Origin of the sequence: Noviherbaspirillum autotrophicum (genome assembly GCF_000818395.1) — a bacterium.
Classification (GTDB): Bacteria; Pseudomonadota; Gammaproteobacteria; order Burkholderiales; family Burkholderiaceae_D; genus Noviherbaspirillum; species Noviherbaspirillum autotrophicum.
In genome coordinates this window covers 4,043,545-4,068,313 of record NZ_JWJG01000028.1, presented here as the reverse complement: position 1 = coordinate 4,068,313, position 24,769 = coordinate 4,043,545, and the positions used below count along the sequence as shown (strand labels likewise).

Here is a 24,769-nt window from a genome sequence, read left to right as displayed (position 1 = left end):
TTGCCTCTGCAGGCAAGAACGGCGGCTTGAAAGGGTACAATAGCGGATTCGCTTTGTACCCTTTTTTGTTATGTCCGATTCCTCTCCCAAAGTCGGTTTCGTGTCGCTCGGCTGTCCCAAGGCCCTGGTCGATTCGGAACAAATCATCACCCAGCTGCGCGCCGAAGGCTATGAGACGGCGAAGTCGTACGACGGCGCCGACCTGGTGATCGTCAACACCTGCGGTTTCATCGATGCTGCCGTGCAGGAGTCGCTCGATGCAATCGGCGAAGCGCTGCACGAAAACGGCAAGGTGATCGTCACCGGTTGCCTGGGCGCGAAAAAGGATGCCGCCGGCAAGGACATCGTCCAGAGCGTCCATCCAAAGGTGCTGGCAGTGACGGGGCCGCATGCGCTTGGCGAAGTGATGAGCGCCGTGCACCAGCATTTGCCCAAGCCGCACGACCCGTTTGTCGACCTGGTGCCGCCGCAAGGTATCAAGCTAACGCCGAAACACTATGCCTACCTCAAGATTTCAGAGGGCTGCAATCATCGCTGCAGCTTCTGCATCATCCCGTCGATGCGTGGCGACCTGGTGTCGCGCCCGGTGGCCGATGTGATGCTGGAGGCGGAAAACCTGTTCAAGGCCGGCGTCAAGGAATTGCTGGTGATTTCACAGGACACCAGCGCGTACGGCGTCGACGTGAAGTTCCGTACCGGCTTCTGGAATGGCAAGCCGGTCAAGACGCATATGACGCAGCTGGTCACTGCCTTGGGCGAGCTGGCCGCACAATACGATGCCTGGGTGCGCCTGCATTACGTTTATCCGTATCCGCATGTTGATGACATCATCCCGCTCATGGCGCAGGGCAGGGTCTTGCCTTATCTCGATGTGCCGCTGCAGCACGCGCACCCGGATGTGTTGAAGCGCATGAAACGTCCGGCCAACGGTGAAAAGAATATTGAGCGCATCCAGGCGTGGCGCAAGATGTGCCCGGATCTGACAATCCGCTCGACCTTCATCGCCGGATTCCCCGGAGAGACGGAGCAGGAGTTCGAGTATCTGCTCGACTTCCTGAAGGAAGCCGAGATCGACCGGCTCGGCTGTTTTTCCTATTCGCCGGTGGAGGGTGCGACAGCGAACGAATTGCCGGATCCGGTGCCCGAAGAGGTGCGCGACAAACGGCGCGACCGCGTGATGGCGCTGCAGGAAGGGATTTCCAAGAAGCGCTTGCAGGCGAAAGTCGGCAAGACTATCCGCGTGCTGATCGACGAAGTGGAGAGGACTGGCGGCGCCGTCGCGCGTTCTTCCGCTGATGCGCCGGAAATCGATGGTGTAGTGTATGTCAAGCCACCGTTCGAGCCGCACAGGAAGCTGCACGTCGGTGAATTCGTCGACGTCAGGGTGGCCGCCGCCGACGCCTACGATTTGTGGGCTGAGTCCTGATCGGGAGGTCGCATGACGGATCGCAAATCGCTTCAGACCACGCTCATTCACAGCGACTACAAGGCGCCGGATGGGTTTGGTGCTTTTCCGACGGCGATTCATCATGCCTCCACCGTCCTGTTCAAGAACGTCGCCGCCGTGCGTTCGCGTAACTGGCAGGACAAGAATTCCTACACTTATGGCTTGCATGGCACGCCGACGTCGTTCACCCTCGAAGCGCGCCTTGCGCAGATAGAGGGCGGCGAGCATTGCTTGCTGGCGCCGAGCGGGCTGGCGGCGATCTCGATGGTCGACCTTGCTCTGCTGCGAAGCGGTGACGATGTGCTAATCCCGGATAACGTGTACAACCCGAACCGCGAGCTGGGCAATTGGCTGGCGCGCGATTTCGGCATCAGCGCGCGTTTCTACGATCCGCTGATTGGAGAGGGGATTGCCGACCTGATCCAAGCCAATACCCGGCTGATCTGGACCGAAGCACCGGGCTCGGTATCGATGGAAGTGCCCGACATCCCCGCCATCTGCCGCGCCGCAAAGCGCAAGAGCACGGGCACGCAGAAGGTCTATGTGGCGATCGACAATACCTGGTCAGCGGGCATTGCGTTTCGGGCATTCGAGCATGGAGTCGATATCGTGATGCAGGCGCTGACCAAGTACCAGTCGGGCGGCTCCGATGTCTTGATGGGAGCAGTCATTACGCGCGACAAGGAGTTGATCCATCGTATCGAGATGGCGCATATGCGCCTGGGGTATGGCGTCGGCATGGACGACTGCTATCTCGTGCTGCGCAGCCTGCCGACCATGAAGCTGCGTTTCGACGCGCACGATGCCGCTGCGCGCACGGTTGCTGCCTGGCTCAAGGCGCGGCCGGAAATCGCCAAAGTCCTGCATCCGGCTTTCGCAGATTGCCCCGGGCATGAAACCTGGAAGCGCGACTTCACTGGTGCGGGCGGGCTGTTTTCGGTGCTGTTCGACGCGCGCTATGGCGAGGACCAAACCGACCGCTTCATCGACAGCCTCCGGCTATTCAAGATCGGCTACAGCTGGGGCGGTGCCAACAGCCTGTGTGTGCCGTATCGCATACAGTCCATGCGCGCGAGCTGGCGCGATCAGGGGCAACTGGTGCGCTTCAATATCGGCCTGGAAGACCCGCAGGATTTGATCGCGGATATCGAACAGGCATTTGCGGCCCTGCGGGCCGCCTGACGATGCGTCACTATTAATGCAGTTTCTTTTCGCCGGGGTCTTTCCCTGATGGCGAATGATGTTCGATCACCGCATTGATCTCGGCGCCGAACAGCAACACCGCGGCCGAAATGTAAAAGTACAGCAGCATCACGATGATCGCGCCCACACTTCCATAGGTCGCGTTGTAATCGGCAAAACTGCGCACGTAGAGATTAAACCCGAGCGACGCCGCAATCCACACGATGACGGCCAGTGCCGCGCCAGGGGTGATGAAGCGGAAGTCCTGCTCGACATCGGGAGCAACGTAATAGACCACGGCAATCGCCAGGGTGAACAGGAACAGGACAACCGGCCAGCGCAGCCAAGTCCATAACAGGACGAAAATCTGTTCCAGGCCTATTTTGCTGGCCACCCATTGCACCGCCTGCGGCCCGATCACGAACAAGGTGGCGGCGACGATCAGCATGGCTGCAAGTCCGATCGTATACAGCACCGAGAGCGGGTAAAGCTTCCATGCCGGGCGGCCTTCTTCCACGTCATAAGCCGTGTTCAAGGCGTTCATCGTGGCCCGCACTCCGGCCGAGGCGGTCCAGAGTGCGATGATCGCCCCGACCGACATCAGGCCGCCTTTCGGCTGCTTGAGCTCGTGGATCACCTTGTTGACCTGCTGCATTGCCTGCTCCGGCAAAAAGACCTGTGCCTGCTGCCGCAGCCACTCGAAGAAGTCGGACAGATTAAAGAATCCGAGCAGCGCGATCAGGAACAGCAGGAAGGGAAACAGCGAAAACAAGACCTGGTAGGAAAGCGCTGCCGCATAAGTCGACATGTCGTCATCGGAAAATGCCTTGACGGATTTCTTGACGAGTACGAGGGGCGAAAGCCCCCGAAGACCGGGAATCTGCATGAGCGTTACCCCCAGTGGAGTGAATGGATAAGGTTTTTGGCTGTTACATCACGCATGCCGGGCAAACGTCCGGCGCGCCAGATATGTTCCGGCCAGCAGCGCACCTGCCGCCACGACCACGGAGGTGGTAGGAAATGTGCGCATGGCGCCGCGCGCCAGTTCGCCTGCATGGGGCGCCGCCAATTGCAGCCGGCGCTTGGTCATGCGCATGCCAAGTTCGCCTAGCCGGTCCGCAAGTAGCCGTTCCGCATCCGGCAGCAGCGACGTTTCTTCATCCGCAACGTGGTGCATCACATCGCGCATCAACTCGAGGAATATCTTGTCGTATGACGGATCGGTCGGCTCCATGTGGCGCAGTTCGGCAATCAGGCGGCGCATTTCGTTATGTTCAGGAATGCTTTTTTGTACGACAGCCGTGTCGGCGGCAAGCTCGCGCATGGCGGGGTAAAAAATTTCTTCCTCCAGCTGCGCATGAATTTCCAGGGCCAGGCAGACCGAGTCGGCCAATGTCTTTTTTTTCTGCGGGCTTGTATCCATTTCATACTCATGAAACGTGGCCAGGACATGGGTATGGTCCATGCGGATCATGTTGGTGATGGATGGCGAAAGCGTATTGGCGACGGAACGGGTAATCGATTTCATGCTGGCATCCTCCATTGGCAGGGTGAGGGGCGAAGAAGCCTTTTAGCCAAGCAATCGATGTGCCTAAGCCTGGACGCGCTGCGAAATACCCAAGTTGGAGAATGCGAACTGGACGAATTCGTCGGCGGGCAATGGCTTGCTGAAATAGTACCCTTGTATTTCATCGCAGCCGCGTTCGCGCAGGAATTCGAGTTGCGCAAGCGATTCCACGCCCTCGGCGACGATCGTCATGTTGAGGCGCTTGCTCATTGCAATGATTGCATCGGCAATGGCCGCATCCGAAAAGTCGTTGGGAATATCCTTGATGAACGCGCGGTCCATCTTGATGATGTCGATCGGGAACTGCTTCAGATGCGACAGGGAAGAATAGCCGATTCCGAAATCATCGATAGCGATGGCGATGCCCATCATGCGCAATTCCGACAGTACCTGGATAGTCCGGTCGGTGTTGTACATCATCATGCTCTCGGTAATTTCGAGCTCAAGCAGGGAAGGATCCATGCCGCACTCATGCAGCGTCCTTGCTGTCTCGCCAGAAAGGTTATCGTCGGTAAACTGGCGTGCCGACAGATTGACCGAAACGCGCAAGGGCGGCAGCCCCTGCCGCCGCCACTGGGAATGCTGCATGCAGGCTTGCCGCAGCACCCATTTCGACAGCGGCACGATCAGGCCAGTCTCTTCAGCCAGCGGAATGAAGTGCGCCGGCGCCACCAGCCCCAGGTCGGGGTGGCGCCAGCGTACCAGCGCCTCGGCCCCTGTGATGCGCCCGGTATGGGCATCCACCCTTGGCTGATAGTGCAGCGTCAATTCGTCGCGCTCGATAGCCCGGCGCAGGCCCGATTCGAGCGCCAGCAGCTTGGCCGAATGGGCATCCATCTGGGCTGAGTAAAACTGGAACGTATTCTTGCCGCTTTCCTTGGCACGGTACATCGCGATATCCGCATGCTTCATCAGCGCATATTCGTTGCGTCCGTCCTCCGGGAACAAGCTGATGCCAATGCTCGCCGTCATATGGACCAGCTGTCCGTCGAGCTGGTATTCCCTGACGGTCGCCGCCAGGATCCGGTGGGCGATCTGGCTGGCCTGGCTGCTATCCGTCACTTCCTCGACCAGCACGACGAATTCGTCGCCGCCCAGCCGCGCCACCAGGCTTTCCGCGTTGCCCAGGTGGGCGACTACGTCGCCGCTGCGCAGGCATGATCCGATGCGATGCGCCATTTCCTGCAGCAGGCGGTCGCCGGCTTCATGGCCCAGCGTGTCGTTGATGTTTTTGAAGCGGTCGAGATCGACGAACAGCACCGCCAGCCGCTTGTTGTATCGCTGCGCCTGTGCGATGGCGTGGCGCAGGTGGCGGTTGAACATCGCGCGGTTGGGCAGGGCGGTGAGCGCATCATGGTAGGCGAGATGCTCGATATGCTGCTGCAAGGACTTGCGCTCGGTAACGTCGCGCGCCAGCGACAGCAGGTGCTCCTTGCCGCCGATGCGGATCGGGCCCATGCGGATCTCGACCGGAAAGGTGGAGCCGTTCTTGCGCCGATGGCGGCTCTCGACGGCAAGCGCAGCACCTTCGATGGTGCGTGCCTGCAGGTGGCGCAAATCGTCCAGGGAAAGGTCGACGTCAATCTCCATCATGGTCATCGACAGCAGTTCGGCGCGGCTGTAGCCGAGGCTGTCGCATGCATGCTGGTTGACGTCGATCAGGCGGCCCGTGCTGTCGTGCACATAGAAGCTGTCGCTTGCCTGCTCCACCAGCGCGCGGAAATGGGCTTCGCTCTCGCGCAAGGCATGTTCGGCCTGCCTGCGCTGCAGGACCTGGCTGATATGACGTCCGATCGATGCCGCGCTTTGCAGTATTTCGTCATCGGCTTCCTGCGGCCGCCTGCCGAAGAATTCGGCCACCCCAAGCAGCTCGCCTCCATTCAGGATCGGGAAGGCAAATGCCGCGCGCAGGCCCGCGCCGAGTTGCGCCGCGGTGATCGGGGCGTCGGGTATGCGGCCAACGTCGCCGATCCACACCGGTTGGCCCGAATCGATGACCTGGCCAATCAGGTTGTCGCGCGCCGGCAGGGCGAGAGTGCACGGCGTGCCGTCGAAAAATTGCCGCACGCGCGAATCGGGCACGGACCAGGAATGGATGCGCTCGCATGAATTTTCCGGGCGATTGAACATCCATAACGTGCCGCCCGCCCAGCCGACCGTCTCGCAGACGATCTGGATGATCTGCGGCATGGTATCGTCGATCGACACGGATTCCGCCACGGCGCGAGTGATCGCGTGCTTTAACGCCTGGCGGATCTCGCTATGCTTGCGCACGGTAATATCCATCATCGTGCCGTGCAGGCGCGCGATCGTGCCATCGTCATTGTCGACCGGCTTGACGAGCATGCGTACCCAGCGCGTAGCGCCATTCGGCCGGCGCAGGCGGAATTCGATCTCGCAGCCTTGCCCTTTGCGCAGCGCAGCCTGAAACGCCTGTTTCAGACGCCGGCGGTCTCTTTTCTGCACTCTTTGCAGAATATGGCGGAAGCTGGGCGGCGGCGAGGATGGATCGAAATCGAATATGCGGAAGCACTCCTCCGACCAATGCCCGTTGTGATCCAGATGGTTGAACGACCAGTTCCCCAATCCTGCGATGCGCTGCGCCTCCTCCAGCCGGGTGTATAGCTCCTGCATTTCGCGGGAAGAAATTTCCTGCGAACGCTCCATCAGATAGCGTTCCTGGTCTGCTTCCGTATAGGCGCGGTTGACGCGATCTAGAAATTGCAGCCACTGTTCCCGCGAGTTCGGGCCTTCGGCAACATCGATGCCGAGTTTTTTCAGTTGGCGCAGCAGCAGATTATGGTTGGGAGGCACGGGTCTAGAACTCGGAAAACGTCGTCAAGGTCATGGTCTGGTTGTGCAGGTCGCAGCTGCCGTTCGTGTACGGGGATATTTCGCCGTAGGAATAGAAACCGACCTGCTGCGTCGCGGGCGGCAAATTTTCCAGCGTGCTTTCGGTTTCTTCCTCGATGCGTTCGCCCAGCACCAGCCGGCGGCCGACGCAGCTGATGGCGACTGCAAGCACCGGGCCGATCGCCTTGTCCTCACCCTTCGCCTGGCCTGCGGCAAGGCTTGCGCCATTGAGCAGCCTGTCGAAATTGGCGCGCATGAGCTGCGCCAGATAGCCCTTCGGCACGTCGCCGGCAAAGATCAGCGCCTGGGTGGATTCGTCGATGCTGAGGATGGTTCTGACTACCTGCCGCGATTCGCCGGCTTGCTTGCGTATCGACAGCGGAAACAGCAGGCCGGTGGCGGGCAAGCCGGATGCCCGTTCGCCGAGATATTCCTTGTAGAGCGCAAGCGCCGGTTTGCCGTCGAGTTCGTACAGGATGTTGCCGCTGGATCGCGTGATGCGTCGTTCGGGGCCGAAGCTGTCCCAGCCGCCGCGCGAGCCGTGGGTTATGCGGAGCCGCTCGCCGTACAGGCCGACCGCGGTAATGATCCCGCTCTCCGGCTTTCCGTCACGGATGACCCATGTACGCTGAAAGCGGTCGCCGTCTGCCGCCAAGCCGCCAGTGACCGTGACATCGACCGGCAAGGCCGACGCCAATCCCTTCACCAGCTCGCTGCCGTTGACGTGCAAGCCGTCGGACAGGACAAAGACGCTGCGCAAGCCGGCGCGCCGGAGTTGACCGGCCAGTAGTGTGCCGGCGTCGTGCGAATCGGACGCATGCCTGATTTGGGCGGAGACTGCGGTGACATCGCTGTGCTCGAACCGCATTACCGCAACGGAAAGACTGCCGTCGTTGACCGCCGGGCCGGCGATCTCGCCAGCCGTGGAACAACCGATCAGCCGCGCACGCGGATAGGCGCGGCACAGTTCCGAAATAGGCTGGGGAGTGTTGAGGTAGTCGGGTGCCGCGTAGACCATGATGAGCGTGCGTTCGGAGTCGAGCGGCGGAAACGCGGACACCGACCAGCCGCGCACGGCATCGAATGAAAATGTACTCAGTTGCATGGTTCTCCCTCCTGCGGCATGTTTTACATGCTCTTGGCGCGGCCGGTATCAGTTGCCGAGGGCAATCACTGACCGATTAATGCTTAAAGAGTACACCGAAGAAATCTTGATGCCTAGAAATAAATACGAGGACAGGCTCGGCATTCCCGAACCTGATAGGCAGCCGGGTAATGTCTGGAAAGGAGTGAAACCTGGCCATCATTTTTACTGGCCACAGGTTTGGAAGAGGCAAGGAACAGGTTATGCCGTGGCGCAACAAAATACTGCGCCATCAAACCGGCATTGCCTTGTTATCGTTAAGGTCCAGAATGCCCTTGAGCAGGCGGTACGCTTTCCATACCCATGCCACCGTGCCGATGAGCCAGGCGAGCGGTATGCCGATGATGGTAAACGCGAGCGCCACGCTGATCACCATCCAAAAGAAAAACCACCAGAACGAGCGGATTTGCCAGCTGTGATGGGTGTAGACGAAGGTGCCGAGGGCTTCGTCGCGCTTGATGTAATTAATGATTAGTGGAATCCAGGAAAACGCGCCCAGCGAAAACAGGAAGCTCGCACCGTGGCCGATGTATAACCACCAGGCGAGGTTCTTGGCGGACTGCAACTTTTCATCGAATACGAGTTCCTGGGTCATGGTGTTTCCCTGGAGGGAGTTAATCGAACAAAGGCAAAATGCCGTCCAATCCTACAAAATTCAAGGCGACATCTGCTTGTGCCCGCACAACCGGCTTGGCGCGGAACGCAACGGACATGCCGGAAATGCCCATCATTTTCAAATCGTTGGCACCGTCGCCCATTACGATTGCTTCCTTCGGCGATATATCAAGCTCGCGGCACACGCGTTCGACGGTATTCTTTTTTTCATCGGCATCGACGATGCTGCCGACAACCTTGCCAGTCAGCTTGCCGTCGACGATTTCAAGTTCGTTTGAGTGCGTATAGTCGAGGCCAAGGCGGGTTTTCATGCGGTCGGTGAAGAAGGTGAAACCGCCGGACACCAGCAGGGTTTTCAGCCCCGCCGCCTGCACAGCGGCGAGCATCTTTTCCGCGCCCGGGGAAAGCTTCAGCCGTTCTTCGTAGACGCGCTGCAATGCGCTCGCATCAAGCCCCTTCAAGAGCGATACGCGGCGCGTCAGGCTTTCGCGGAATTCGATTTCGCCGCGCATCGCCGCTTCCGTAATTTCCGCAACCTGCGGTTTCAAGCCCTGCATGTCTGCGATCTCGTCGATGCATTCGATGGTGATCAGCGTCGAATCCATGTCCATCGCGACCAGGCTGAAGTCGCCGAGCTTGCGGCCAGCTTCGACAAATGCGTAGTCGAGCCGGGCGGCGAAGCATTCGCTGTCGATCTTTGTTTTCAATGCATCGGAATACCCGACGCCTTCGCAGCGATAGGCGTCCGGGTTGAGCTGGACGATGCGCTGGGCATCCGCCATGGTGGCGATGCGGTCGATAGTGGAGCGGTCGGCGGCGAGGCCCTGGAGAATCAGATTCATTACTTGGCTGCTTGTCGCAGTCTCGAAAAAAATAAAAACATTGGCGCATGGGACGCTATGCACCCCATGCCATTCGATGGTTCGCTTATCCGACCAGCGAGCGAATGGTCGCTTTCACCTGCGACACGCGCGCTGCCAGATCCGGCATGTTGGCCGTGATGCGCAGCTTGTCCTGTCCATGCAGCTTGATGTGGCGGTTCTTCTGGATCAGCTCGATGATGCGCATCGCGTCGATCGGCGGGTTAGGCTGGAAGTGCAGCACCGCCAATTCGGCGTGGGCATCGATTTTAACAATTCCGACCGGCGTGGCGGCAAGCCGCAGCCGGTGCGTTTCGATTAGCGCCTTGGCCGGGTCGGGCATCTTGCCGAAGCGGTCGATCAATTCTTCCTGCAGGTCGTCGATCGCTTCCTGCCTGTCGCAATTGGCCAAACGCTTGTAGAGCGACAACCGCTCGTGCACATCGCCGCAATAATCCTGTGGCAAGAGCGCCGGCACGTGCAGGTTGATCTCGGTCGTGGTCGACAGCGGTGCGGCCAAGTCTGGTTCCTTGCCGTTCTTGAGCGAGCGCACCGCTTCATTGAGCATGTCGGAGTAGAGCTGGAAGCCGATTTCCATCATCTCGCCCGACTGGTTTTCGCCCAGCACCTCGCCGGCGCCGCGGATTTCCAGGTCGTGCATCGCCAGGTAGAAGCCGCTGCCCAGCTCCTCCATCTGCTGGATCGCGTCCAGCCGGCGCTGCGCCTGCTTGGTCAGGCCGTGCACGTCATGCACCAGCAGGTAGGCATACGCCTGGTGGTGCGAGCGTCCGACGCGGCCACGCAACTGGTGCAATTGCGCCAGGCCGAACTTGTCGGCGCGGTGCATGATGATGGTGTTCGCGGTCGGCACGTCGATGCCGGTTTCGATGATGGTGGTGCACAACAGGATATTGAAACGTTGCGCCACGAAGTCGCGCATCACCTTTTCCAGGTCGCGCTCGTGCATCTGGCCGTGCGCGACCGCGATGCGCGCCTCCGGCAGCAGCTCTTCCAGCATCGCCATGCGGTTCTGGATGGTCTCGACTTCGTTGTGCAGGAAGTACACCTGGCCGCCGCGCTTCAGTTCGCGCAGGCAGGCTTCGCGGATCACCGAATCGTTCTCGCTGCGCACGAAGGTCTTGATCGCCAGCCGCTTTTGCGGCGCGGTGGCAATCACCGAAAAGTCGCGCAAGCCTTCCAGCGCCATGCCGAGCGTGCGTGGAATGGGCGTCGCGGTGAGCGTCAGCACATCGACTTCGGCGCGCAGGGCTTTCAGCGCTTCCTTCTGCCGCACGCCAAAACGGTGTTCCTCATCAATGATGACCAGGCCGAGGCGCGAGAATTTCACCTCGTTCGATAACAGCTTGTGGGTGCCGATCACGATATCGATCGTGCCTTCGGCCATGCCCTTGATCGCCGCCGTGACCTCTTTCCCGGTGCGAAAGCGCGACAGTTCTGCGATCTTCACCGGCCAGTCGGCAAAGCGGTCGGCAAAGGTTTGCGCATGCTGTTCCGCCAAGAGCGTGGTCGGCGCCAGGATCGCGACCTGCTTGCCGCCCATGACGGCCACAAAAGCGGCGCGCAGCGCGACCTCGGTCTTGCCGAAGCCGACGTCGCCGCAAATCAGCCGATCCATCGGTTTGCCGCCGGTCATATCCTTGATCACAGCATTGATCGCTGCGCTCTGGTCGGGCGTTTCCTCGAAGCCGAAGCTTTCCGCGAAGGCTTCGTAGTCGTGCGCCGAGTACTGGAAGGCATGTCCCTGGCGCGCTGCGCGGCGTGCATACAGGTTGAGCAGTTCCGCCGCCGTGTCGCGGATCTGCTGCGCGGCCTTGCGCTTGGCCTTTTCCCACTGGCCGGAGCCGAGCACGTGCAACGGCGCGTCTTCCGGCGAGGCGCCGGAGTAGCGCGAGATCACGTGCAGCTGCGATACCGGCACGTACAGCTTGGTGTCTTTCGCGTATTCGAGATGCAGGAATTCGGTTTCGCCTTCGCCCAGGTCCATGCTCAGCAGACCCATGTAGCGGCCAATGCCGTGATTCACATGCACGACCGGGTCGCCGATCTTCAGTTCCGACAGGTCGCGCACCATCGATTCGACCTGCGTCGCGCCTTCCTGCTTGCGTTTTCCTGCGCGGCGCCCGGAGCCGGCATACAGCTCGGTCTCGGTGATGAAAGCGAGGTTGCCGTGATCGAAGCCAAGCTCGAAACCGGCATGCAAGGGCGCCACGCCCAGCATCAGCTTGTCGGAAGCGCTGGCGAAGCCGGCAAAGCCTTCGCACGGCGCGAGCGCCAGGTTGTATTCGTTGAAGTACTGCTGCAGCGTTTCGCGCCGGCCGTTCGACTCGGCGCAGATCATGACGCGCTTGCCGGTCTGCAGCAGGTAGGAACGCAGATTGGTGAGCGGATCGTCGACACGGCGGTTGACGGCGATATTGGGGATCGGCGCGGAAATCTCGGAGGCGGTGTCGCCTGCCTGGATTACCCAGCGCCCGTGCGGCTTGGCCAGCGTGAAGAAATCCTCGTCCTTCAGGAACAGCCGTTCCGGCGACAGCAGCGGCCGCTCGCGGTCGGCCTTCAGGAATTTGTAGCGCGACTGCGTATCGCTCCAGAAGCGCTTGATCGCGCCGTCGATATCGCCGACCAGCGCGAAGGTCGCATCGTCCGGTAGGTACTGGAACAGCGTTGCTGTCTCATCGAAAAACAGCGGCAGGTAGTACTCGATGCCGGCGGACGCGATGCCGTTGCCGATGTCTTTGTAGATCGGCGACTTGGACGGATCGCCTTCGAATTCCTCGCGCCAGCGGCCGCGAAAGGCGGTGCGCGAGGCTTCGTCCATCGGGAACTCGCGGCCCGGCAGCAGGCGCACTTCGCGCACCGGATACAGCGAGCGCTGCGTGTCCGCATCGAAGGTGCGGATCGTCTCGATTGTGTCGCCGAACAGGTCGAGCCGGTAAGGCAGCGCCGAACCCATCGGAAACAGGTCGATCAGGCCGCCGCGCACCGAGTATTCGCCGGGTGACATCACCTGAGACACATGGGTATAGCCTGCCAGCGTCAGCTGCGATTTCAGGCGCGCCTCGTCCAGCGTTTCGCCCTGCTTGAAATAAAAGGTATGGGCGGCCAGGAAGGAGGGCTGCGCCATGCGCAACAAGGCCGTCGTGGCTGGCACGATCAGCACGTCGCACTGGCCGTTTTGCACTTCATACAGCGTTGCCAGGCGTTCCGATACCAGGTCCTGGTGCGGCGAGAAGGCGTCGTAGGGCAGCGTTTCCCAGTCCGGCAACAGGTGGCAGCGCAACTCGGCTTCGCCGCCGAACCACGGGATTTCGTCGAGCAGGCGCTGTGCATCGGTGGCATTGGCGACAACCACCGCCAGCATGCGCTTCTGCGCCTTCAGTTCGATGGCGCCCTGTGCCAGAACGAAGGCGTCGGCCGAGCCATGCACAGCGGGCAGGGCAAATCGGTTACCGGGCTTGGGAAGGGATTTCTTTAGATCGAATGACATCAAGTCGGGACATCTGAAATGTCATGTTTCGCCAAAAAGTGCCGAAATGCCTGCATTTCAGCGCACTTTGGCTGTGAGAAAATATGCGGAGATTATAAACCAAGCACTTCGCCCCGGCCGGAACGGGGTTTTCATTGGAACGCAATGATGTCATCTCGTTATTTCGCGCTCATCCCTGCCGCGGGCGTCGGCGCGCGCATGAGCGCTGGTTGCCCGAAGCAATACCTGCCGTTGGCAGGCAAGCCGATGCTCAGGCATGTGCTGGACACCTTTGCCGCCACGCCGGAAATTGCACATACCTATGTCGTTGTCTCGCCCGAGGATGGTTATATTGCCGATGTGCTGTCCGGCGCCAGCCACCTGTTCGACCGCATCTCCGTCATCTATCATGGCGGCGCGACCCGGCATCAGTCGGTGCTGAATGGCTTGCGCGCCATCGGTGGCCAGGTCGGCGAGAACGACTGGGTGCTGGTGCACGATGCCGCCAGACCGGGGCTGAACGGCGAGTTGATCGGCAAGCTGGTATGCGAACTGCGCGATGATCCGGTGGGCGGGCTGCTCGCCTTGCCGGTGGTCGACACGCTCAAGCGCGGCGACGGCGAACGCCGCGCGCAGGCGACGGTTTCGCGCGAACACTTGTGGGCGGCGCAGACGCCGCAGATGTTTCGCTATGCATTGCTGCGGCGCGCGCTGGAACAGGCGGACGCCGTCACCGACGAGGCAAGCGCGATCGAAGCGCTTGGCCTGCAGCCGAAGCTGGTCGAAGGGAGCCCACGCAATCTCAAGGTCACGTTGCCGCATGACGTGGCGCTGGCCGAACTGTATTTGAAAGGAATCGCATGAACCTGCCCCCGTTCCGCATCGGACAAGGGTACGACTGCCACGCGCTGGTGCCGGGCCGCAAGCTGATCATCGGCGGCGTCGCCATTCCCCATCGGGCCGGCTTGCTCGGGCACTCGGATGCCGACGTGCTGCTGCATGCGATCACCGACGCGATCCTGGGCGCTGCCGGGCTGGGAGACATCGGACGGCATTTCCCTGATACCGACCCGCAATTTTCAGGGGCGGATTCCAGGGTACTGCTGCGCGAAGCGTGCAAGCGCGTCGCCGCCGCCGGCTACCTGATCGGCAATGTTGATGCCACCATCATTGCGCAGGCGCCGAAAATGGCGCCGCATATCGCGCAAATGGTCGCGAATGTCGCCGCTGATCTCGATGTCACCCTGGCTCAGGTCAACCTCAAGGCGAAGACCAACGAGAAGCTCGGCTATCTCGGACGGGAAGAGGGCATCGCGGCGGAAGCCGTGGCCTTGATCTACCGGCGCGATGAAATGAACTGAATCCGCAGGACTCAGCCGCCGCCAATTCCTTGGACGATGCGGCCTGTGCCTTCACAGGTCGGGCACTCGCTGCCATCCTTTCGCTTTCCAGTGCCTGAGCAATCCTGGCAGATATCTTCGCCGGTGCCGACCGTGCCCGGCGCGGCTTCATCGCCCGGCTTCAGGTGGGGTGGTGCGTTGATCCCGGTGTTGCCGGAAGAGGGTGTGGGGTTCATGAATCCTCCTGCGAACGTGATGCATGGACACGAAGCCATGCCGACGATCAAGCCACGTTATGCCCTTGTGCATATCACACAGTAGATTGACCGTCTGGCAGGAAGTTCACGCTTGGCGGAAGCAGATTACACGCTCAGTTCGAGTACCTTGCGGCTGACTTCCAGCGTCACATCGCGCTGCTCGCCCAGCGTCACCATGCGGTGGCTTTCCAGGTGTTTCAGGATCGCCTCGATGTTTTGCGCGCCAAGCTGGTAGTCGGAGAGGCGGGTTTTGACGCCCATTTGCTCGAAGAAATCCTGGGTGCGTTGGATCGCCTGTTCGATACGGACGTCCTCATCGCCTTCGCTGATGTTCCACACGCGCGCGGCGTATTGCAGCAGTTTTGCGCGCTTGCCTTCCTTGCGCACGCGTAGCATGCCCGGCAACACGATCGCCAGCGTCTGCGCATGATCGAGTCCGTACAAGGCGGTCAGCTCATGGCCGACCATGTGCGTGGCCCAGTCCTGCGGCACACCGGCGCCAATCAGGCCGTTCAGCGCAAGTGTTGCGCACCACATGATATTGGCGCGCACGTCATAGTCTTGCGGATTGGCCAATGCCTTCGGGCCTTCCTCGATCAGTGTCTGCAGCAAGCCTTCGGCGAAACGGTCCTGCACCGGCGAATTCACCGGATAAGTCATGTACTGTTCCATCACATGGGCAAATGCATCGACCACGCCGTTGCCGACCTGCCTTGCTGGCAAGGTGAAGGTTTTGGACGGGTCGAGGATGGAAAACTTGGGGAACACCAGCCGGCTGGAAAATGCCATCTTCGCCTGCAGTGCCTTGCGCGTGATGACCGAGCCGTCGTTCATTTCAGAGCCGGTTGCCGGCAGCGTCAGGATCGCGCCGAATGGCAGCGCCTGCGTGATATTGCGGCCGCGCTTTTCCAGTATCGCCCAGGGATCGCCATCGAAACAGGCCGCCGCCGCCACGAACTTGGTGCCATCGATGACAGAACCGCCGCCCACGGCCAGCAGGAAGTCCAGCTTTTCCCGGCGCACCAGCTCGACCGCCTGCATCAGCGTTTCGTAGCTCGGGTTCGGCTCGATGCCGGAAAATTCATGGACGCTGCGTCCGGCCAATGCCGTCATCACTTCATCGAACACGCCGTTGCTCTTGATACTGCCGCCGCCGTACAGTACCAGCACGCGCGCATTGACCGGCACCACCTTGCCCAGATCGGCGATGCGTCCCTTGCCGAAAAGAATGTTGGTCGGATTATAGAAATCGAAGTTCAGCACCGGAATCTCCCAAGGTTATCGGACTGTTATTGCGTGCCTTATTGTAACGTCAAGCATGAAATCGGGTTGGGGGCGGCCTTTTCGGGCAATCATGAATTGTGTTTGTCTATCTTCAATATTGAAACTGCCAATTTGAGCTTTCCTTGTGCAGATTTCACAATGATCTCCATCATTGTGACGACATGACCTCAAGGAGAAACTATGGCAAGTGAAGGCTTCCATGAACCACTCGACAAACTGTCCGCGGCAACCATGGACATGCATCGTGCAATTACTTCCCTGATGGAAGAACTCGAAGCGGTCGACTGGTACAACCAGCGCATCGATGCGACCGCCGACCAGGAGTTGAAACGCATCCTCGAGCACAACCGCGACGAGGAAAAGGAGCATGCCGCCATGGTGCTGGAATGGATCAGGCGGCGCGATCCGAAGATGGACCACGAGCTGCGCGAGGTGCTGTTCAAGCCCGGCGATATTGCCAGTCACGAACCTGACTGAGCGAAATTACGTGCGGCGCGCTGTTGCCAGCCGCCGCAGCAAGGCTACCCGTCAGGTTCCCGCAGTTGATGTGGCGCTAATGACCGGCGCCGATATCAGCTGGAACATGCCGCCAGTATCGACAATGGACTGGCACACGTCGAAGTTCAAGGTGAGGTCAACTTGTCCGTTAGCCGGAACAGTGAATGCATACGGAATCGGAATACTGGCGGCCTTGCTCGTATCGAGTGCAATCTGGGTTCCCGACTTCATGACCCAGCTGGGCGCCACGACAAGCGCACTGTTTTGCTCGAGCCACAGGCGTACTTGCGCATAATGCCCAGCCGGTACTGACATCGTGACGACTTCCTGCGGAACGTTGTTGTTCTGCGCGCTCAGATTCACGTCCTTGGACTGATGCAGCCCCAATGGCACATCCCTCGGTTGCCAGCCGGCGTCACCCGGGATCGCGTTTGCATTCTGGTTCACCATGACGGAATCCACCGCGATGCGGACCATATCGTAGCCGCACGTAGTTGAACCGGTATTGGCGAGCGACACGCGCAGCGTGCCCTCGGCGATAGCGTGGTCGGTTCCTCCACCACAACCGGCAAGTTGAACCGTCATGCCAATGGCCGCAAGCAAGTTTGCTTGTTGGGCGATTTTCCTGAGTCGCATGTTGTCTCCCTGAATAGGTATGTGGTCCGCATCAATGACGTCGGCCGCATTGCCATAGTGATTATTGTTCAAAAATCAATATTCTATATTGATGCGCGCCGTTCTTCTGTGGCTTTTTAATGTCATTAGGACAATGCAGGCATTTCGCTTTTTTTCGACTGCGTCGGGACATCCGAAAAAAAAGCCTCCGCATGGAGGCGGAGGCTTGGCTCAAAAGAGCGTTTCTGCGGCAATTCAGGGTGCTGGCACTAGCGGGAAATCCACTGTGGCATTGGCGCTGCTGACGTCAACGTTCGCAGCCTGGGAGGCATAGCCGGTGGCAGACGCCTCCACCGTGTACTTGCCGGCGGTCGCAGGCGCATCGGGTGCGAGAGTGATCGCGGAGGTGCTGTAACTGCCCAGTAGCGGCGCTTCGACCGGAACCGACAGGGAATACTGGCCGGTGCCCGCATCGGCATTCTTGAAGCCGACCTCGACCGCAGTCCCGTTCGAATAGTTTTGCGTGGCACGCACCAGCGCCTGCGCTGCGACCGGCGTTGACGTGCCGCTGATGGTCCGCATCGCAGAAGCGGTCGGGGTGATCGTCGTGCCAATCGAGGTTTTCTGGCCCGAAGTCACCGGAACGCCCGTGATGGCGGAGGTCGTGCGCCCGTCTGCAGTCAGGACGACCACATATGAGGCCGAACTAGCAGGCAGTGGCGACAGGTCGAACTTACCGTCCGCGGTCGGCACGGTCGCCTTTACCACGACACCGTTCTGTTGCGCGGTGACGAGCGGGGCGCTCAGGCCAGCAGCGACGCTGCCGGCGATGCCCGTAACTCCTGCTTCGGCAAGCAGCGGAAATGCCGTAATGACAGGCTTGAGAGAATAGTTGCCGTTGCCTTCGGCAACGATGGATTTGCAGGCGTCAAAATCGAGCATCAGGTCCACCGTCGAGTTGGCCGCTACCTCGAATCCGCCGTCCTTGATATTGACCTTCAGTCCGCTGGTCTGCCCGCTCGGTGTGGAGAGTGCCTTGGCTTGTCCGCCTACGACGACCGAATTGGCGGACGGTGCAGAGGTATTTTTTTCCAGTACCAGGCGCACCTGCGTATAACGGCCAGCCGGCAAGGTCTTGATGCCGAGGTCCGTTGTTAAGCCATTGGTCAGTGTCAGCAGATCGATCTTCTTCGGTGCGGTCAGAACGATATCTTGCCAGCCGCCGTCGCCTTCAGTGGCGCTCGTACTCTGATTGACGCGGACCTTGGAGACCGTCACATACACGTTGTCGAAGCCGCAAGCCGGGGCATCGGTCAGCTTGACCTGCAGCGTTCCCTGCGCTGCTGTGCTGTCCCCTCCGCCGCCGCAGGCGGAAAGCAGGCCGGTGAGGCCAAGGGCCATTGGAAGGCCAAGATGGCGAAAGGATGTCGATATTCTCTTCATTGCAGCTCCCTGGTGTTTGTCCATTGCCAATGGCAGGCCGAAGCCTTACCTCGAGAGAACTGTAACGAATCAAAAATATCGTGGAAAGAAAGACTATGTAAAAAATTGTTATGCCCGCGCCGTCGCCGAATCGAATGAAATCCTGATTTTCAATCCGCCGCTGGCGCGATTCGATAGCTTGAGCATGCCGTGATGGCGTTTGATGATGCGATCCACGATGGCCAATCCCAATCCCGAACCGTTGGCTTGCCCTCGTGCGATGTCCATGCGCGTAAACGGCCGCAGCAGGCGCTCCATTTCGGATTCCGGCACTCCCGAGCCATTGTCTGCCACCTCGATCACCGCCTGCCCGTTTTCTGCGTGGCAGGCAATGTCGATCTCGGCCAGATCGATGCCGGCGCTCTTGCCGTAGCGGCGGGCATTCTCGATCAGGTTGTGGACGACGCGCTTCAGTTCGGTGGCGTTGCCGATTACCGTTACACCTTTCGCGATATCGGTCGTGATCCGCACGTCCGGCAGGCGTTCCGCCTCATGCGCGCAATTGGACAGCAGCGCGCTCAGGTCGACCGAAGCGTACTGCGACTTGTCATTTGGCCTCGCATATTCGAGGAACTGACCAATGATCGAATCCATTTGCGCCAGGTCGGATTGCATGCCGTTGCGGGCATCTTCGTTCAACTTCGCCAGCTCCAGTTCCAGTTGCATGCGCGCGAGCGGGGTGCGCAGGTCATGTGAAATACCAGCAAGAATAATGGCACGGTCCGATTCCAGTCGCTTCAGGTCGGCCACCATCTGGTTGAAGCTGCGGTTGGCTTCCCTGATCTCGGTCGGGCCCTTTTCCGGCAGCGGCTCAGGCTGCACGCCCTTGGCAATGGCGCGGGTGGCATCGGTCAGGCGCGCTAACGGCTGATTGATCAGGCGCGAAATGAAGACTGCGCCGAGCAGCGCTAGTGCGAGGGAAATGGCGCCCCAGCCCAGCCACTGGATGTTCGATACCCGCTCGATGCGTTCGCGGTCCAGTCGCAGCCAGTATTCATCGTCATCGATCTTGAAGCTGATCCAGAAACCGGCCACATCGTTGACCTTGCCGGCGAATTTCGTGTCGTTACCTAGGCGGGCCTTGACGTCGGACTCCAGCACGGGAAGCACGCCGCTGTCCTCGGGTGGTTCGATCACATCGTTTTTTTCCAGGGGGTAGACGCGAATGCCTTCATTGCTGGCGAGGTCGAACAGGAGCTCGCGCCGTAAATCCGGTGCGGAGTGGGTCAGCGCCGCCCGCGTGATGGTTACGATGGAGATCACCTGTGCCGCAATCTGCTGCGCGCGCGGCGTGCGTTCCACCGTACGGAAGCTTGCCACCCACGTCAACAGGCTTGCCGTAATCAGGAACGCCAGCAAAATGAAGGTCCGCCAGAACAGACCGCTCCTGAGCCAGCCGAGGCGGTTTCGGATTTTCTTCATGCGAAGCGGTGGATGCCTCTATCGCGGCTGGCCATCCGGAATGAATACGTAGCCGAGTCCCCACACGGTCTGAATGAAAATCGGATTGGAGGGATCCGGCTCGATCAGCTTGCGCAAGCGGGAAATCTGGACGTCCAGGCTGCGGTCGAACACTTCGTATTCGCGGCCGCGTGCCAGTTCCATCAGCTTTTCACGCGACAGCGGCTGGCGTGCGTGTCGTGCAAATACTTTCAGCACCGAGAATTCGCCGGTGGTGAGCGAAATGGTGTCGTCGTTGCGCTTGAGCGTGCGGGTGCCGAGATCGAGCACGAAATCGCCAAAACGGAAGGTCTGCGGCGTTTCCGACGGCGCACCCGGGATTTCATCCGGTCCCTTGCGGCGCAGGACCGCGTTGATGCGCGCCACCAGTTCGCGCGGATTGAACGGCTTCGGCACGTAGTCGTCGGCTCCCATCTCCAGTCCGACGATGCGGTCGACGTCTTCCCCTTTGGCCGTCAGCATGATGATCGGTGTCTGGTCGCCGGCCCCGCGCAGGCGCCGGCAGATCGACAGGCCGTCTTCGCCGGGCAGCATCAGGTCCAGCACCAGCAAGTCATAGCGCTCGCGGATCCACAGCTTATTCATGGCTTGGGCATTTTCCGCAGTCACCACGTTAAAGCCTTGTTCGGCCAGATAACGGCGCAACAGATCACGCAGGCGCAGGTCGTCGTCGACCACCAGGATTTTTGCCTGATGACCGCTGGAGGCGGGATGGTTTGTTGTCGGATTTGTCGTATTCATGGCGCTATGGTAACGTCGGAAAGTCGGTGATTCATCTGCTTAATGAAAAGCATTACAAAGAGTTACAAACTTTACCTTAATCAGGTTATCGCATCGCATGATGCGACCTACACTAGGATCACTGTTCAAGCTTAACCGCTATGCGAAGTCTAGCTCAAGACGCAGCAAGGGACATGGATTCCGGCACCGGCGGGCAAGCAGTTTATGAATTTGCGGCGAGACATGCGGCTCACTCACTTTGGCTTCTTTCTGTTATTGATTTCGGGTACGGCGAATGTGCTTGCCGGCCCGGGCGTGTTCGGCCGTACCGAACGCGCCTACTTGCAGAATGCCGTCCTCGAGCGCAATCTGCAAGACCCGGAGCCGCCCGGGCAGCGCCAGCAGGAGCCGCGCCGCGGCAGGGTCGTGGGATTGCCTGAAACCAGCGGTTATACTGCACAGGGCGACAGCGGCTCCAGCGCGCAGGAAAATGCGCGCCGGCAGGGAAGGATGTCTCCGGAAGACCGCCGCACGCTGCGCCGGCAGATCGATGAAGTCGGACACGACATTTACGTGCCAAAACAACGATAGAACACTGGCTGGCGCAATCGTTCGCATTGCGCCAGCCGTCGACCGCTCAATCGCGGCGGACAAGCCCGTCTTCACGGAACATGATCTTGATTCCGCGAATCGCCTGGCGGATGCGTGCCTCGTTTTCGATCAGCGCAAAGCGCACATACTCATCGCCATATTCACCGAATCCGACGCCTGGCGAAACGCAGACCTTCGCTTTTGCCAGCAGCTGTTTCGCAAATTCCAGCGATCCGAGATGGCGGTACGGTTCCGGAATCTGCGCCCAGATGTACATTGAGGCCTTCGGCAGGTCCACGTTCCAACCCGCTTCGTGCAAGCCCTTGACCAGTACGTCGCGCCTGCTTTGATATTTCGCGCAGATCTCTTGCACGCACGTCTGGTCACCTTCCAGCGCTGCGATCGCGGCGACCTGGACTGGGGTAAAGCTGCCATAGTCGTGGTAACTCTTGATGCGCGCGAGTGCGGCGACCAGTTCCTTGTTACCGACCATGAAACCGATGCGCCAGCCGGCCATGTTATAACTTTTCGAAAGCGTGAAAAATTCCACGGCGACGTCGCGCGCGCCCGGTACCTGCATGATGGAGGGCGCTTTCCACCCGTCGAAGACGATGTCGGCATAGGCCAGGTCGTGCACGACCAGAATGTCGTGTTCCTTGGCCAGCTTGACCACGCGCTCGAAAAAATCGAGCTCCACGCATTGCGCCGTCGGATTGGAGGGAAAGCCGAAGATCATCATCTTGGGCTTCGGATAGCTTTCCCGGATGGCGCGCTCCAGCTCGGCAAAGAAATCGACGCCGGGACTCATGCGCACCGAACGGATATCGGCACCGGCGATCACCGCGCCGTAGATGTGGATCGGATAGCTGGGGTTGGGCACCAGCACGGTGTCGCCGCGCTCCAGCGTTGCGAGCATCAGGTGCGCCAAGCCTTCCTTCGAGCCGATCGTCACGATCGCTTCGCTGTCCGGGTCGAAGTCGACGTCGTAGCGCGTCTTGTACCAGCGCGCAATGGCGCGGCGCAAACGCGGGATACCCTTGGAAGCCGAGTAACCGTGCGTGTCGGGCCGCTTGGCCACTTCCACCAGCTTATCGACGATATGCGGCGGAGTCGGGCCATCGGGATTACCCATCGACATGTCGATGATATCCTCGCCGCGGCGACGGGCCGCCATTTTCAGCTCGGCGGTGATATTGAAAACGTAAGGGGGAAGACGATCAATGCGCGCAAAGCGGCGCGGGCTTTGAGATGTTGTCATGTGAATTTTTACGTAAGCGCCCGGAACCGTCCGAGCGACGTTGAAACCGGCTTTTCCTGAAGGGGGAAAGCTGTCTCTGGCTTGATTCTAACCAAGGATATCCGAAACGGCAAACGACGTTGGTTGGCCGGGGCGAACTCAGGTCTGGGTTGAATGGCGCCGTGCGGCAAGCGCCTTTGTCAATTCGACGAACTGTTCGTATAGCTTCCCATGATTCTTGTTCCACTCGGCGACGGCGCGCGCCTGCCTGTCGGCCGTTGCCATGTCACCGCGTGCAATTGGCCCGGTCAGCGCGTTGACCGTTCCGACATTGAACACGTTGTCCAGCGTTCCTCGCACCAGCGGTTCCATCATGCGCAAGGCCACGTCCTGCGGCACGCCTGATTTTGCATAAGCCTGCAGCGCGACATCGAGCAGGGTAACCAGGTAGTTGCTCGCAAATACCGCTGCTGCATGATAGATGACCTTGCAGTCGGCATGAATCGGCACCATGCGCGCGCCGATGGCGGCGAAGGATTCGTTCAGAGTGGCGAGCGCTTGCGGATCGCCTTCCACGCCGCAATAGGTTCCAGCGAAGTCGGCAGCCGCTTGTTGCGGGCTTGCGAAGCTGCGGATCGGATGAACGCTTGCGACCGCCGCGCCTGCCTGCTGCGCGGCCTGCAGTGCGCCAGACGGCAGCGCGCCGCTGCAGTGGAATACCACTGTATGCGCCGTGAGTTTGCCGGCGCGCGCCAGCTCTTCGCAGCAAGGCACGATCCGGTCGTCGGTGGCCGCAATCATGTAGATATCGGCAGGGCGCAGCGAGGCGTAATCTGCCACGGCCTGTCCGGCGCCGACGAACGATACTGCTTGCTGCGCGCTTTCCAGCGATTGGTTCAGCACGTCCTGGACGGTCAGGACGGAGTGGTCCGTCCACAGCCGCGCTAGGGTCCGGCCAAGCTTGCCGCAGCCGACGATATTGAGCGTTGCAGCCATAGGTGCTTGACTACTCCTTGAACTTTACCGCAGGCCCGGTCGCCCAGTATTTGCCTTCGCTCGCATGGGTCTGTTGCGCGGCCATGCCGCGCGCTTGGAACAGCGGATGCATAAGGGCTTCGTCCATGCGCAGGACCGGCGTTACGCAGCAATCGGCGGTGGAGAATTTTTCGGTCCATGCCGCCAGACTGTGCTGCGCGAAGATCGCATCGAGCTCGGCCTTGACCGCCATCGCGTCGGCACCGCCCACCTCCTGCCCGAGGCTCCAGTGGCGTGCCTTCAGATCGGGGCGCTGCAGCACGTCGCAGCAGGCTTCCCAGAACTTGAGTTCGAGCGCGCCGACCGCCATGAAACGGTTGTCGCTGGCGCGATAGACGTTGTAGCAGGGAACGCCGCCAGTCAGCAGGTCGTGCCCCGGCGGCGCAGTCCGGCCGTGGTTGTTGACCGCGACCAGCGGCATAATGTTGTGCGCGAATACGGCATCGGTCATCGACACGTCGATGAAGCGCCCACGTCCGTTTGTCTTTACGCCGATCAGGGCAGCGAGAATACCTTGCACCGCAGCCTGCGCGCCGCCCAGAAGATCGCCGACCTGCAGGTTGGACAGGGCGGGGATGCCGTCCGGCCCGACATTCTGCTCCAGCATGCCGGCCAGTCCGACATAGTTGAGGTCATGGCCCGCCATCTGCGCCAGCGGCCCATCCTGCCCGTAGCCGGAAATGGCGCACATCACGAGCCTCGGATTGCGGCGCTTCAGCACCTCCCATCCGATGCCGAGCTTGTCCATTACGCCGGGCCGGAAGCTCTCGACAACGACGTCGGCAGCCTCGGCCAGTTTGAGAAATTCTTCGCGCTGTCCCGCGTTCTTGAGGTCGAGCCGCATGAACTTCTTGCCACGATTGACCGCGACGAAAAACTGCGATACTTCATGGCGCACCGGACCCATGGTGCGCGCATAGTCGCCGACACCCGGGTCTTCGATCTTGATGACGTCGGCACCCATGTCGGCCAGATGCAGGGTCGCCATCGGGCCGGGCAGCAGCCGTGTCAGGTCCAGTACGCGAACACCTTGCAGCGGCTTGTCGATCGGTTGATTCATGCAGCCTCCCTTTGAAATCGGTGAAATCGCTGTT

Annotated in this window: 22 protein-coding genes; 6 read left to right on the top strand and 16 right to left on the bottom strand. The window is 60.3% G+C overall.

Annotated features, from left to right (window positions below; all coding sequences use genetic code 11):
* The first annotated feature begins 70 nt into the window (after positions 1 to 70).
* Together rimO and TSA66_RS20145 are read left to right on the top strand one after the other, a co-directional pair.
* Entirely contained in the window at positions 71 to 1,426 is a 1,356-nt protein-coding gene (gene rimO / locus TSA66_RS20150; RefSeq protein ID WP_040041297.1) for a 30S ribosomal protein S12 methylthiotransferase RimO, read from the top strand.
* 12 nt (positions 1,427 to 1,438) lie between these two features.
* Positions 1,439 to 2,629 carry a cystathionine beta-lyase gene (locus tag TSA66_RS20145; protein ID WP_040041296.1) on the top strand — a complete coding sequence of 397 codons (1,191 nt, stop codon included), beginning with the start codon at positions 1,439 to 1,441 and terminating at the stop codon, positions 2,627 to 2,629.
* 13 nt (positions 2,630 to 2,642) lie between these two features.
* On the opposite strand, the gene TSA66_RS20140 is transcribed toward TSA66_RS20145, so the two are convergent.
* The 7 genes from TSA66_RS20140 to mfd form a co-directional block, all read right to left on the bottom strand.
* On the bottom strand, positions 2,643 to 3,515 hold the full coding sequence (locus TSA66_RS20140; protein WP_040041295.1) for a YihY/virulence factor BrkB family protein: 873 nt from the start codon (positions 3,513 to 3,515) through the stop codon (positions 2,643 to 2,645).
* Between the two features lie 48 nt (positions 3,516 to 3,563).
* Positions 3,564 to 4,157, bottom strand: coding sequence for a hemerythrin domain-containing protein (locus TSA66_RS20135; protein WP_040042806.1), 594 nt, complete (start codon positions 4,155 to 4,157; stop codon positions 3,564 to 3,566).
* Positions 4,158 to 4,220: 63 nt separating this feature from the next.
* Complete coding sequence (locus TSA66_RS25795; protein WP_052452467.1) at positions 4,221 to 7,010, bottom strand: bifunctional diguanylate cyclase/phosphodiesterase; 2,790 nt, start codon at positions 7,008 to 7,010, stop codon at positions 4,221 to 4,223.
* A gap of 4 nt (positions 7,011 to 7,014) precedes the next feature.
* Positions 7,015 to 8,154: an FIST signal transduction protein gene (locus tag TSA66_RS20125; protein WP_040041294.1), complete on the bottom strand. Its 1,140-nt coding sequence runs from the start codon at positions 8,152 to 8,154 to the stop codon at positions 7,015 to 7,017.
* A 271-nt stretch (positions 8,155 to 8,425) separates the two neighbouring features.
* Positions 8,426 to 8,788, bottom strand: coding sequence for a DUF4870 family protein (locus tag TSA66_RS20120; RefSeq protein ID WP_040041293.1), 363 nt, complete (start codon positions 8,786 to 8,788; stop codon positions 8,426 to 8,428).
* A 19-nt stretch (positions 8,789 to 8,807) separates the two neighbouring features.
* Positions 8,808 to 9,650 carry a phosphoserine phosphatase SerB gene (gene serB, locus TSA66_RS20115; RefSeq protein ID WP_040041292.1) on the bottom strand — a complete coding sequence of 281 codons (843 nt, stop codon included), beginning with the start codon at positions 9,648 to 9,650 and terminating at the stop codon, positions 8,808 to 8,810.
* An 85-nt stretch (positions 9,651 to 9,735) separates the two neighbouring features.
* Positions 9,736 to 13,176: a transcription-repair coupling factor gene (mfd, locus tag TSA66_RS20110; protein ID WP_040041291.1), complete on the bottom strand. Its 3,441-nt coding sequence runs from the start codon at positions 13,174 to 13,176 to the stop codon at positions 9,736 to 9,738.
* 144 nt (positions 13,177 to 13,320) lie between these two features.
* On the opposite strand from mfd, the gene ispD reads away from it, so the two are divergent.
* Together ispD and ispF are read left to right on the top strand one after the other, a co-directional pair.
* Positions 13,321 to 14,019 carry a 2-C-methyl-D-erythritol 4-phosphate cytidylyltransferase gene (ispD, locus tag TSA66_RS20105; RefSeq protein WP_040041290.1) on the top strand — a complete coding sequence of 233 codons (699 nt, stop codon included), beginning with the start codon at positions 13,321 to 13,323 and terminating at the stop codon, positions 14,017 to 14,019.
* The gene (gene ispF / locus TSA66_RS20100; protein ID WP_040041289.1) at positions 14,016 to 14,516 is read left to right on the top strand and encodes a 2-C-methyl-D-erythritol 2,4-cyclodiphosphate synthase; all 501 of its coding nucleotides are present in this window, start codon (positions 14,016 to 14,018) and stop codon (positions 14,514 to 14,516) included. The genes ispD and ispF overlap by 4 nt, the downstream gene beginning before the upstream one ends.
* A gap of 11 nt (positions 14,517 to 14,527) precedes the next feature.
* On the opposite strand, the gene TSA66_RS20095 is transcribed toward ispF, so the two are convergent.
* Both TSA66_RS20095 and TSA66_RS20090 read right to left on the bottom strand, forming a co-directional pair.
* Positions 14,528 to 14,731 (bottom strand): hypothetical protein, encoded by a 204-nt coding sequence (locus TSA66_RS20095; RefSeq protein ID WP_040041288.1) that lies wholly within the window; start codon positions 14,729 to 14,731, stop codon positions 14,528 to 14,530.
* Positions 14,732 to 14,857: 126 nt separating this feature from the next.
* Complete coding sequence (locus TSA66_RS20090; protein ID WP_040041287.1) at positions 14,858 to 16,015, bottom strand: iron-containing alcohol dehydrogenase; 1,158 nt, start codon at positions 16,013 to 16,015, stop codon at positions 14,858 to 14,860.
* 201 nt (positions 16,016 to 16,216) lie between these two features.
* Between TSA66_RS20090 and TSA66_RS20085 the strand changes: the two genes are divergently transcribed.
* Positions 16,217 to 16,513: an encapsulin-associated ferritin-like protein gene (locus TSA66_RS20085; protein WP_040041286.1), complete on the top strand. Its 297-nt coding sequence runs from the start codon at positions 16,217 to 16,219 to the stop codon at positions 16,511 to 16,513.
* 51 nt (positions 16,514 to 16,564) lie between these two features.
* Here the strand turns inward: TSA66_RS20085 and TSA66_RS20080 are convergent, their stop codons facing one another.
* The 4 genes from TSA66_RS20080 to ompR form a co-directional block, all read right to left on the bottom strand.
* A complete protein-coding gene (locus tag TSA66_RS20080; protein WP_040042804.1) occupies positions 16,565 to 17,170 on the bottom strand; it encodes a DUF4382 domain-containing protein in 606 nt (201 codons plus the stop codon).
* A 234-nt stretch (positions 17,171 to 17,404) separates the two neighbouring features.
* Positions 17,405 to 18,592 (bottom strand): DUF4382 domain-containing protein, encoded by a 1,188-nt coding sequence (locus TSA66_RS20075; RefSeq protein ID WP_084199767.1) that lies wholly within the window; start codon positions 18,590 to 18,592, stop codon positions 17,405 to 17,407.
* Between the two features lie 108 nt (positions 18,593 to 18,700).
* On the bottom strand, positions 18,701 to 20,053 hold the full coding sequence (locus tag TSA66_RS20070; protein WP_040041284.1) for an ATP-binding protein: 1,353 nt from the start codon (positions 20,051 to 20,053) through the stop codon (positions 18,701 to 18,703).
* 18 nt (positions 20,054 to 20,071) lie between these two features.
* Positions 20,072 to 20,833: an osmolarity response regulator transcription factor OmpR gene (gene ompR / locus TSA66_RS20065; protein ID WP_040041283.1), complete on the bottom strand. Its 762-nt coding sequence runs from the start codon at positions 20,831 to 20,833 to the stop codon at positions 20,072 to 20,074.
* Between the two features lie 222 nt (positions 20,834 to 21,055).
* Here ompR and TSA66_RS20060 point away from each other — a divergent pair, with 222 nt between their 5' ends.
* Positions 21,056 to 21,403, top strand: coding sequence for a hypothetical protein (locus TSA66_RS20060; protein WP_040041282.1), 348 nt, complete (start codon positions 21,056 to 21,058; stop codon positions 21,401 to 21,403).
* A gap of 46 nt (positions 21,404 to 21,449) precedes the next feature.
* On the opposite strand, the gene alaC is transcribed toward TSA66_RS20060, so the two are convergent.
* The 3 genes from alaC to TSA66_RS20045 all read right to left on the bottom strand — a co-directional run bounded on the left by alaC (position 21,450) and on the right by TSA66_RS20045 (position 24,735).
* A complete protein-coding gene (alaC, locus tag TSA66_RS20055; protein ID WP_040041281.1) occupies positions 21,450 to 22,661 on the bottom strand; it encodes an alanine transaminase in 1,212 nt (403 codons plus the stop codon).
* Between the two features lie 138 nt (positions 22,662 to 22,799).
* On the bottom strand, positions 22,800 to 23,636 hold the full coding sequence (locus tag TSA66_RS20050) for a Rossmann-like and DUF2520 domain-containing protein (protein ID WP_040041280.1): 837 nt from the start codon (positions 23,634 to 23,636) through the stop codon (positions 22,800 to 22,802).
* A 10-nt stretch (positions 23,637 to 23,646) separates the two neighbouring features.
* Entirely contained in the window at positions 23,647 to 24,735 is a 1,089-nt protein-coding gene (locus TSA66_RS20045) for a CaiB/BaiF CoA transferase family protein (protein WP_040041279.1), read from the bottom strand.
* Positions 24,736 to 24,769: the final 34 nt, after the last annotated feature.

Bases quoted from the DNA above. Each gene is read 5' to 3' on its own strand.
- rimO (WP_040041297.1), top strand. From the start codon at position 71: ATGTCCGATTCCTCTCCCAAAGTCGGTTTCGTGTCGCTCGGCTGTCCC.
- TSA66_RS20045 (WP_040041279.1), bottom strand. From the start codon at position 24,735: ATGAATCAACCGATCGACAAGCCGCTGCAAGGTGTTCGCGTACTGGAC.
- TSA66_RS20120 (WP_040041293.1), bottom strand. From the start codon at position 8,788: ATGACCCAGGAACTCGTATTCGATGAAAAGTTGCAGTCCGCCAAGAAC.
- TSA66_RS20125 (WP_040041294.1), bottom strand. From the start codon at position 8,154: ATGCAACTGAGTACATTTTCATTCGATGCCGTGCGCGGCTGGTCGGTG.
- ispF (WP_040041289.1), top strand. From the start codon at position 14,016: ATGAACCTGCCCCCGTTCCGCATCGGACAAGGGTACGACTGCCACGCG.
- serB (WP_040041292.1), bottom strand. From the start codon at position 9,650: ATGAATCTGATTCTCCAGGGCCTCGCCGCCGACCGCTCCACTATCGAC.
- TSA66_RS20140 (WP_040041295.1), bottom strand. From the start codon at position 3,515: ATGCAGATTCCCGGTCTTCGGGGGCTTTCGCCCCTCGTACTCGTCAAG.
- TSA66_RS20070 (WP_040041284.1), bottom strand. From the start codon at position 20,053: ATGAAGAAAATCCGAAACCGCCTCGGCTGGCTCAGGAGCGGTCTGTTC.
- TSA66_RS20050 (WP_040041280.1), bottom strand. From the start codon at position 23,636: ATGGCTGCAACGCTCAATATCGTCGGCTGCGGCAAGCTTGGCCGGACC.
- alaC (WP_040041281.1), bottom strand. From the start codon at position 22,661: ATGACAACATCTCAAAGCCCGCGCCGCTTTGCGCGCATTGATCGTCTT.
- TSA66_RS20095 (WP_040041288.1), bottom strand. From the start codon at position 14,731: ATGAACCCCACACCCTCTTCCGGCAACACCGGGATCAACGCACCACCC.
- TSA66_RS20145 (WP_040041296.1), top strand. From the start codon at position 1,439: ATGACGGATCGCAAATCGCTTCAGACCACGCTCATTCACAGCGACTAC.
- TSA66_RS20075 (WP_084199767.1), bottom strand. From the start codon at position 18,592: ATGAAGAGAATATCGACATCCTTTCGCCATCTTGGCCTTCCAATGGCC.
- TSA66_RS20080 (WP_040042804.1), bottom strand. From the start codon at position 17,170: ATGCGACTCAGGAAAATCGCCCAACAAGCAAACTTGCTTGCGGCCATT.
- TSA66_RS20060 (WP_040041282.1), top strand. From the start codon at position 21,056: ATGCGGCTCACTCACTTTGGCTTCTTTCTGTTATTGATTTCGGGTACG.
- TSA66_RS20085 (WP_040041286.1), top strand. From the start codon at position 16,217: ATGGCAAGTGAAGGCTTCCATGAACCACTCGACAAACTGTCCGCGGCA.
- ompR (WP_040041283.1), bottom strand. From the start codon at position 20,833: ATGAATACGACAAATCCGACAACAAACCATCCCGCCTCCAGCGGTCAT.
- mfd (WP_040041291.1), bottom strand. From the start codon at position 13,176: ATGTCATTCGATCTAAAGAAATCCCTTCCCAAGCCCGGTAACCGATTT.
- ispD (WP_040041290.1), top strand. From the start codon at position 13,321: ATGATGTCATCTCGTTATTTCGCGCTCATCCCTGCCGCGGGCGTCGGC.
- TSA66_RS20135 (WP_040042806.1), bottom strand. From the start codon at position 4,157: ATGAAATCGATTACCCGTTCCGTCGCCAATACGCTTTCGCCATCCATC.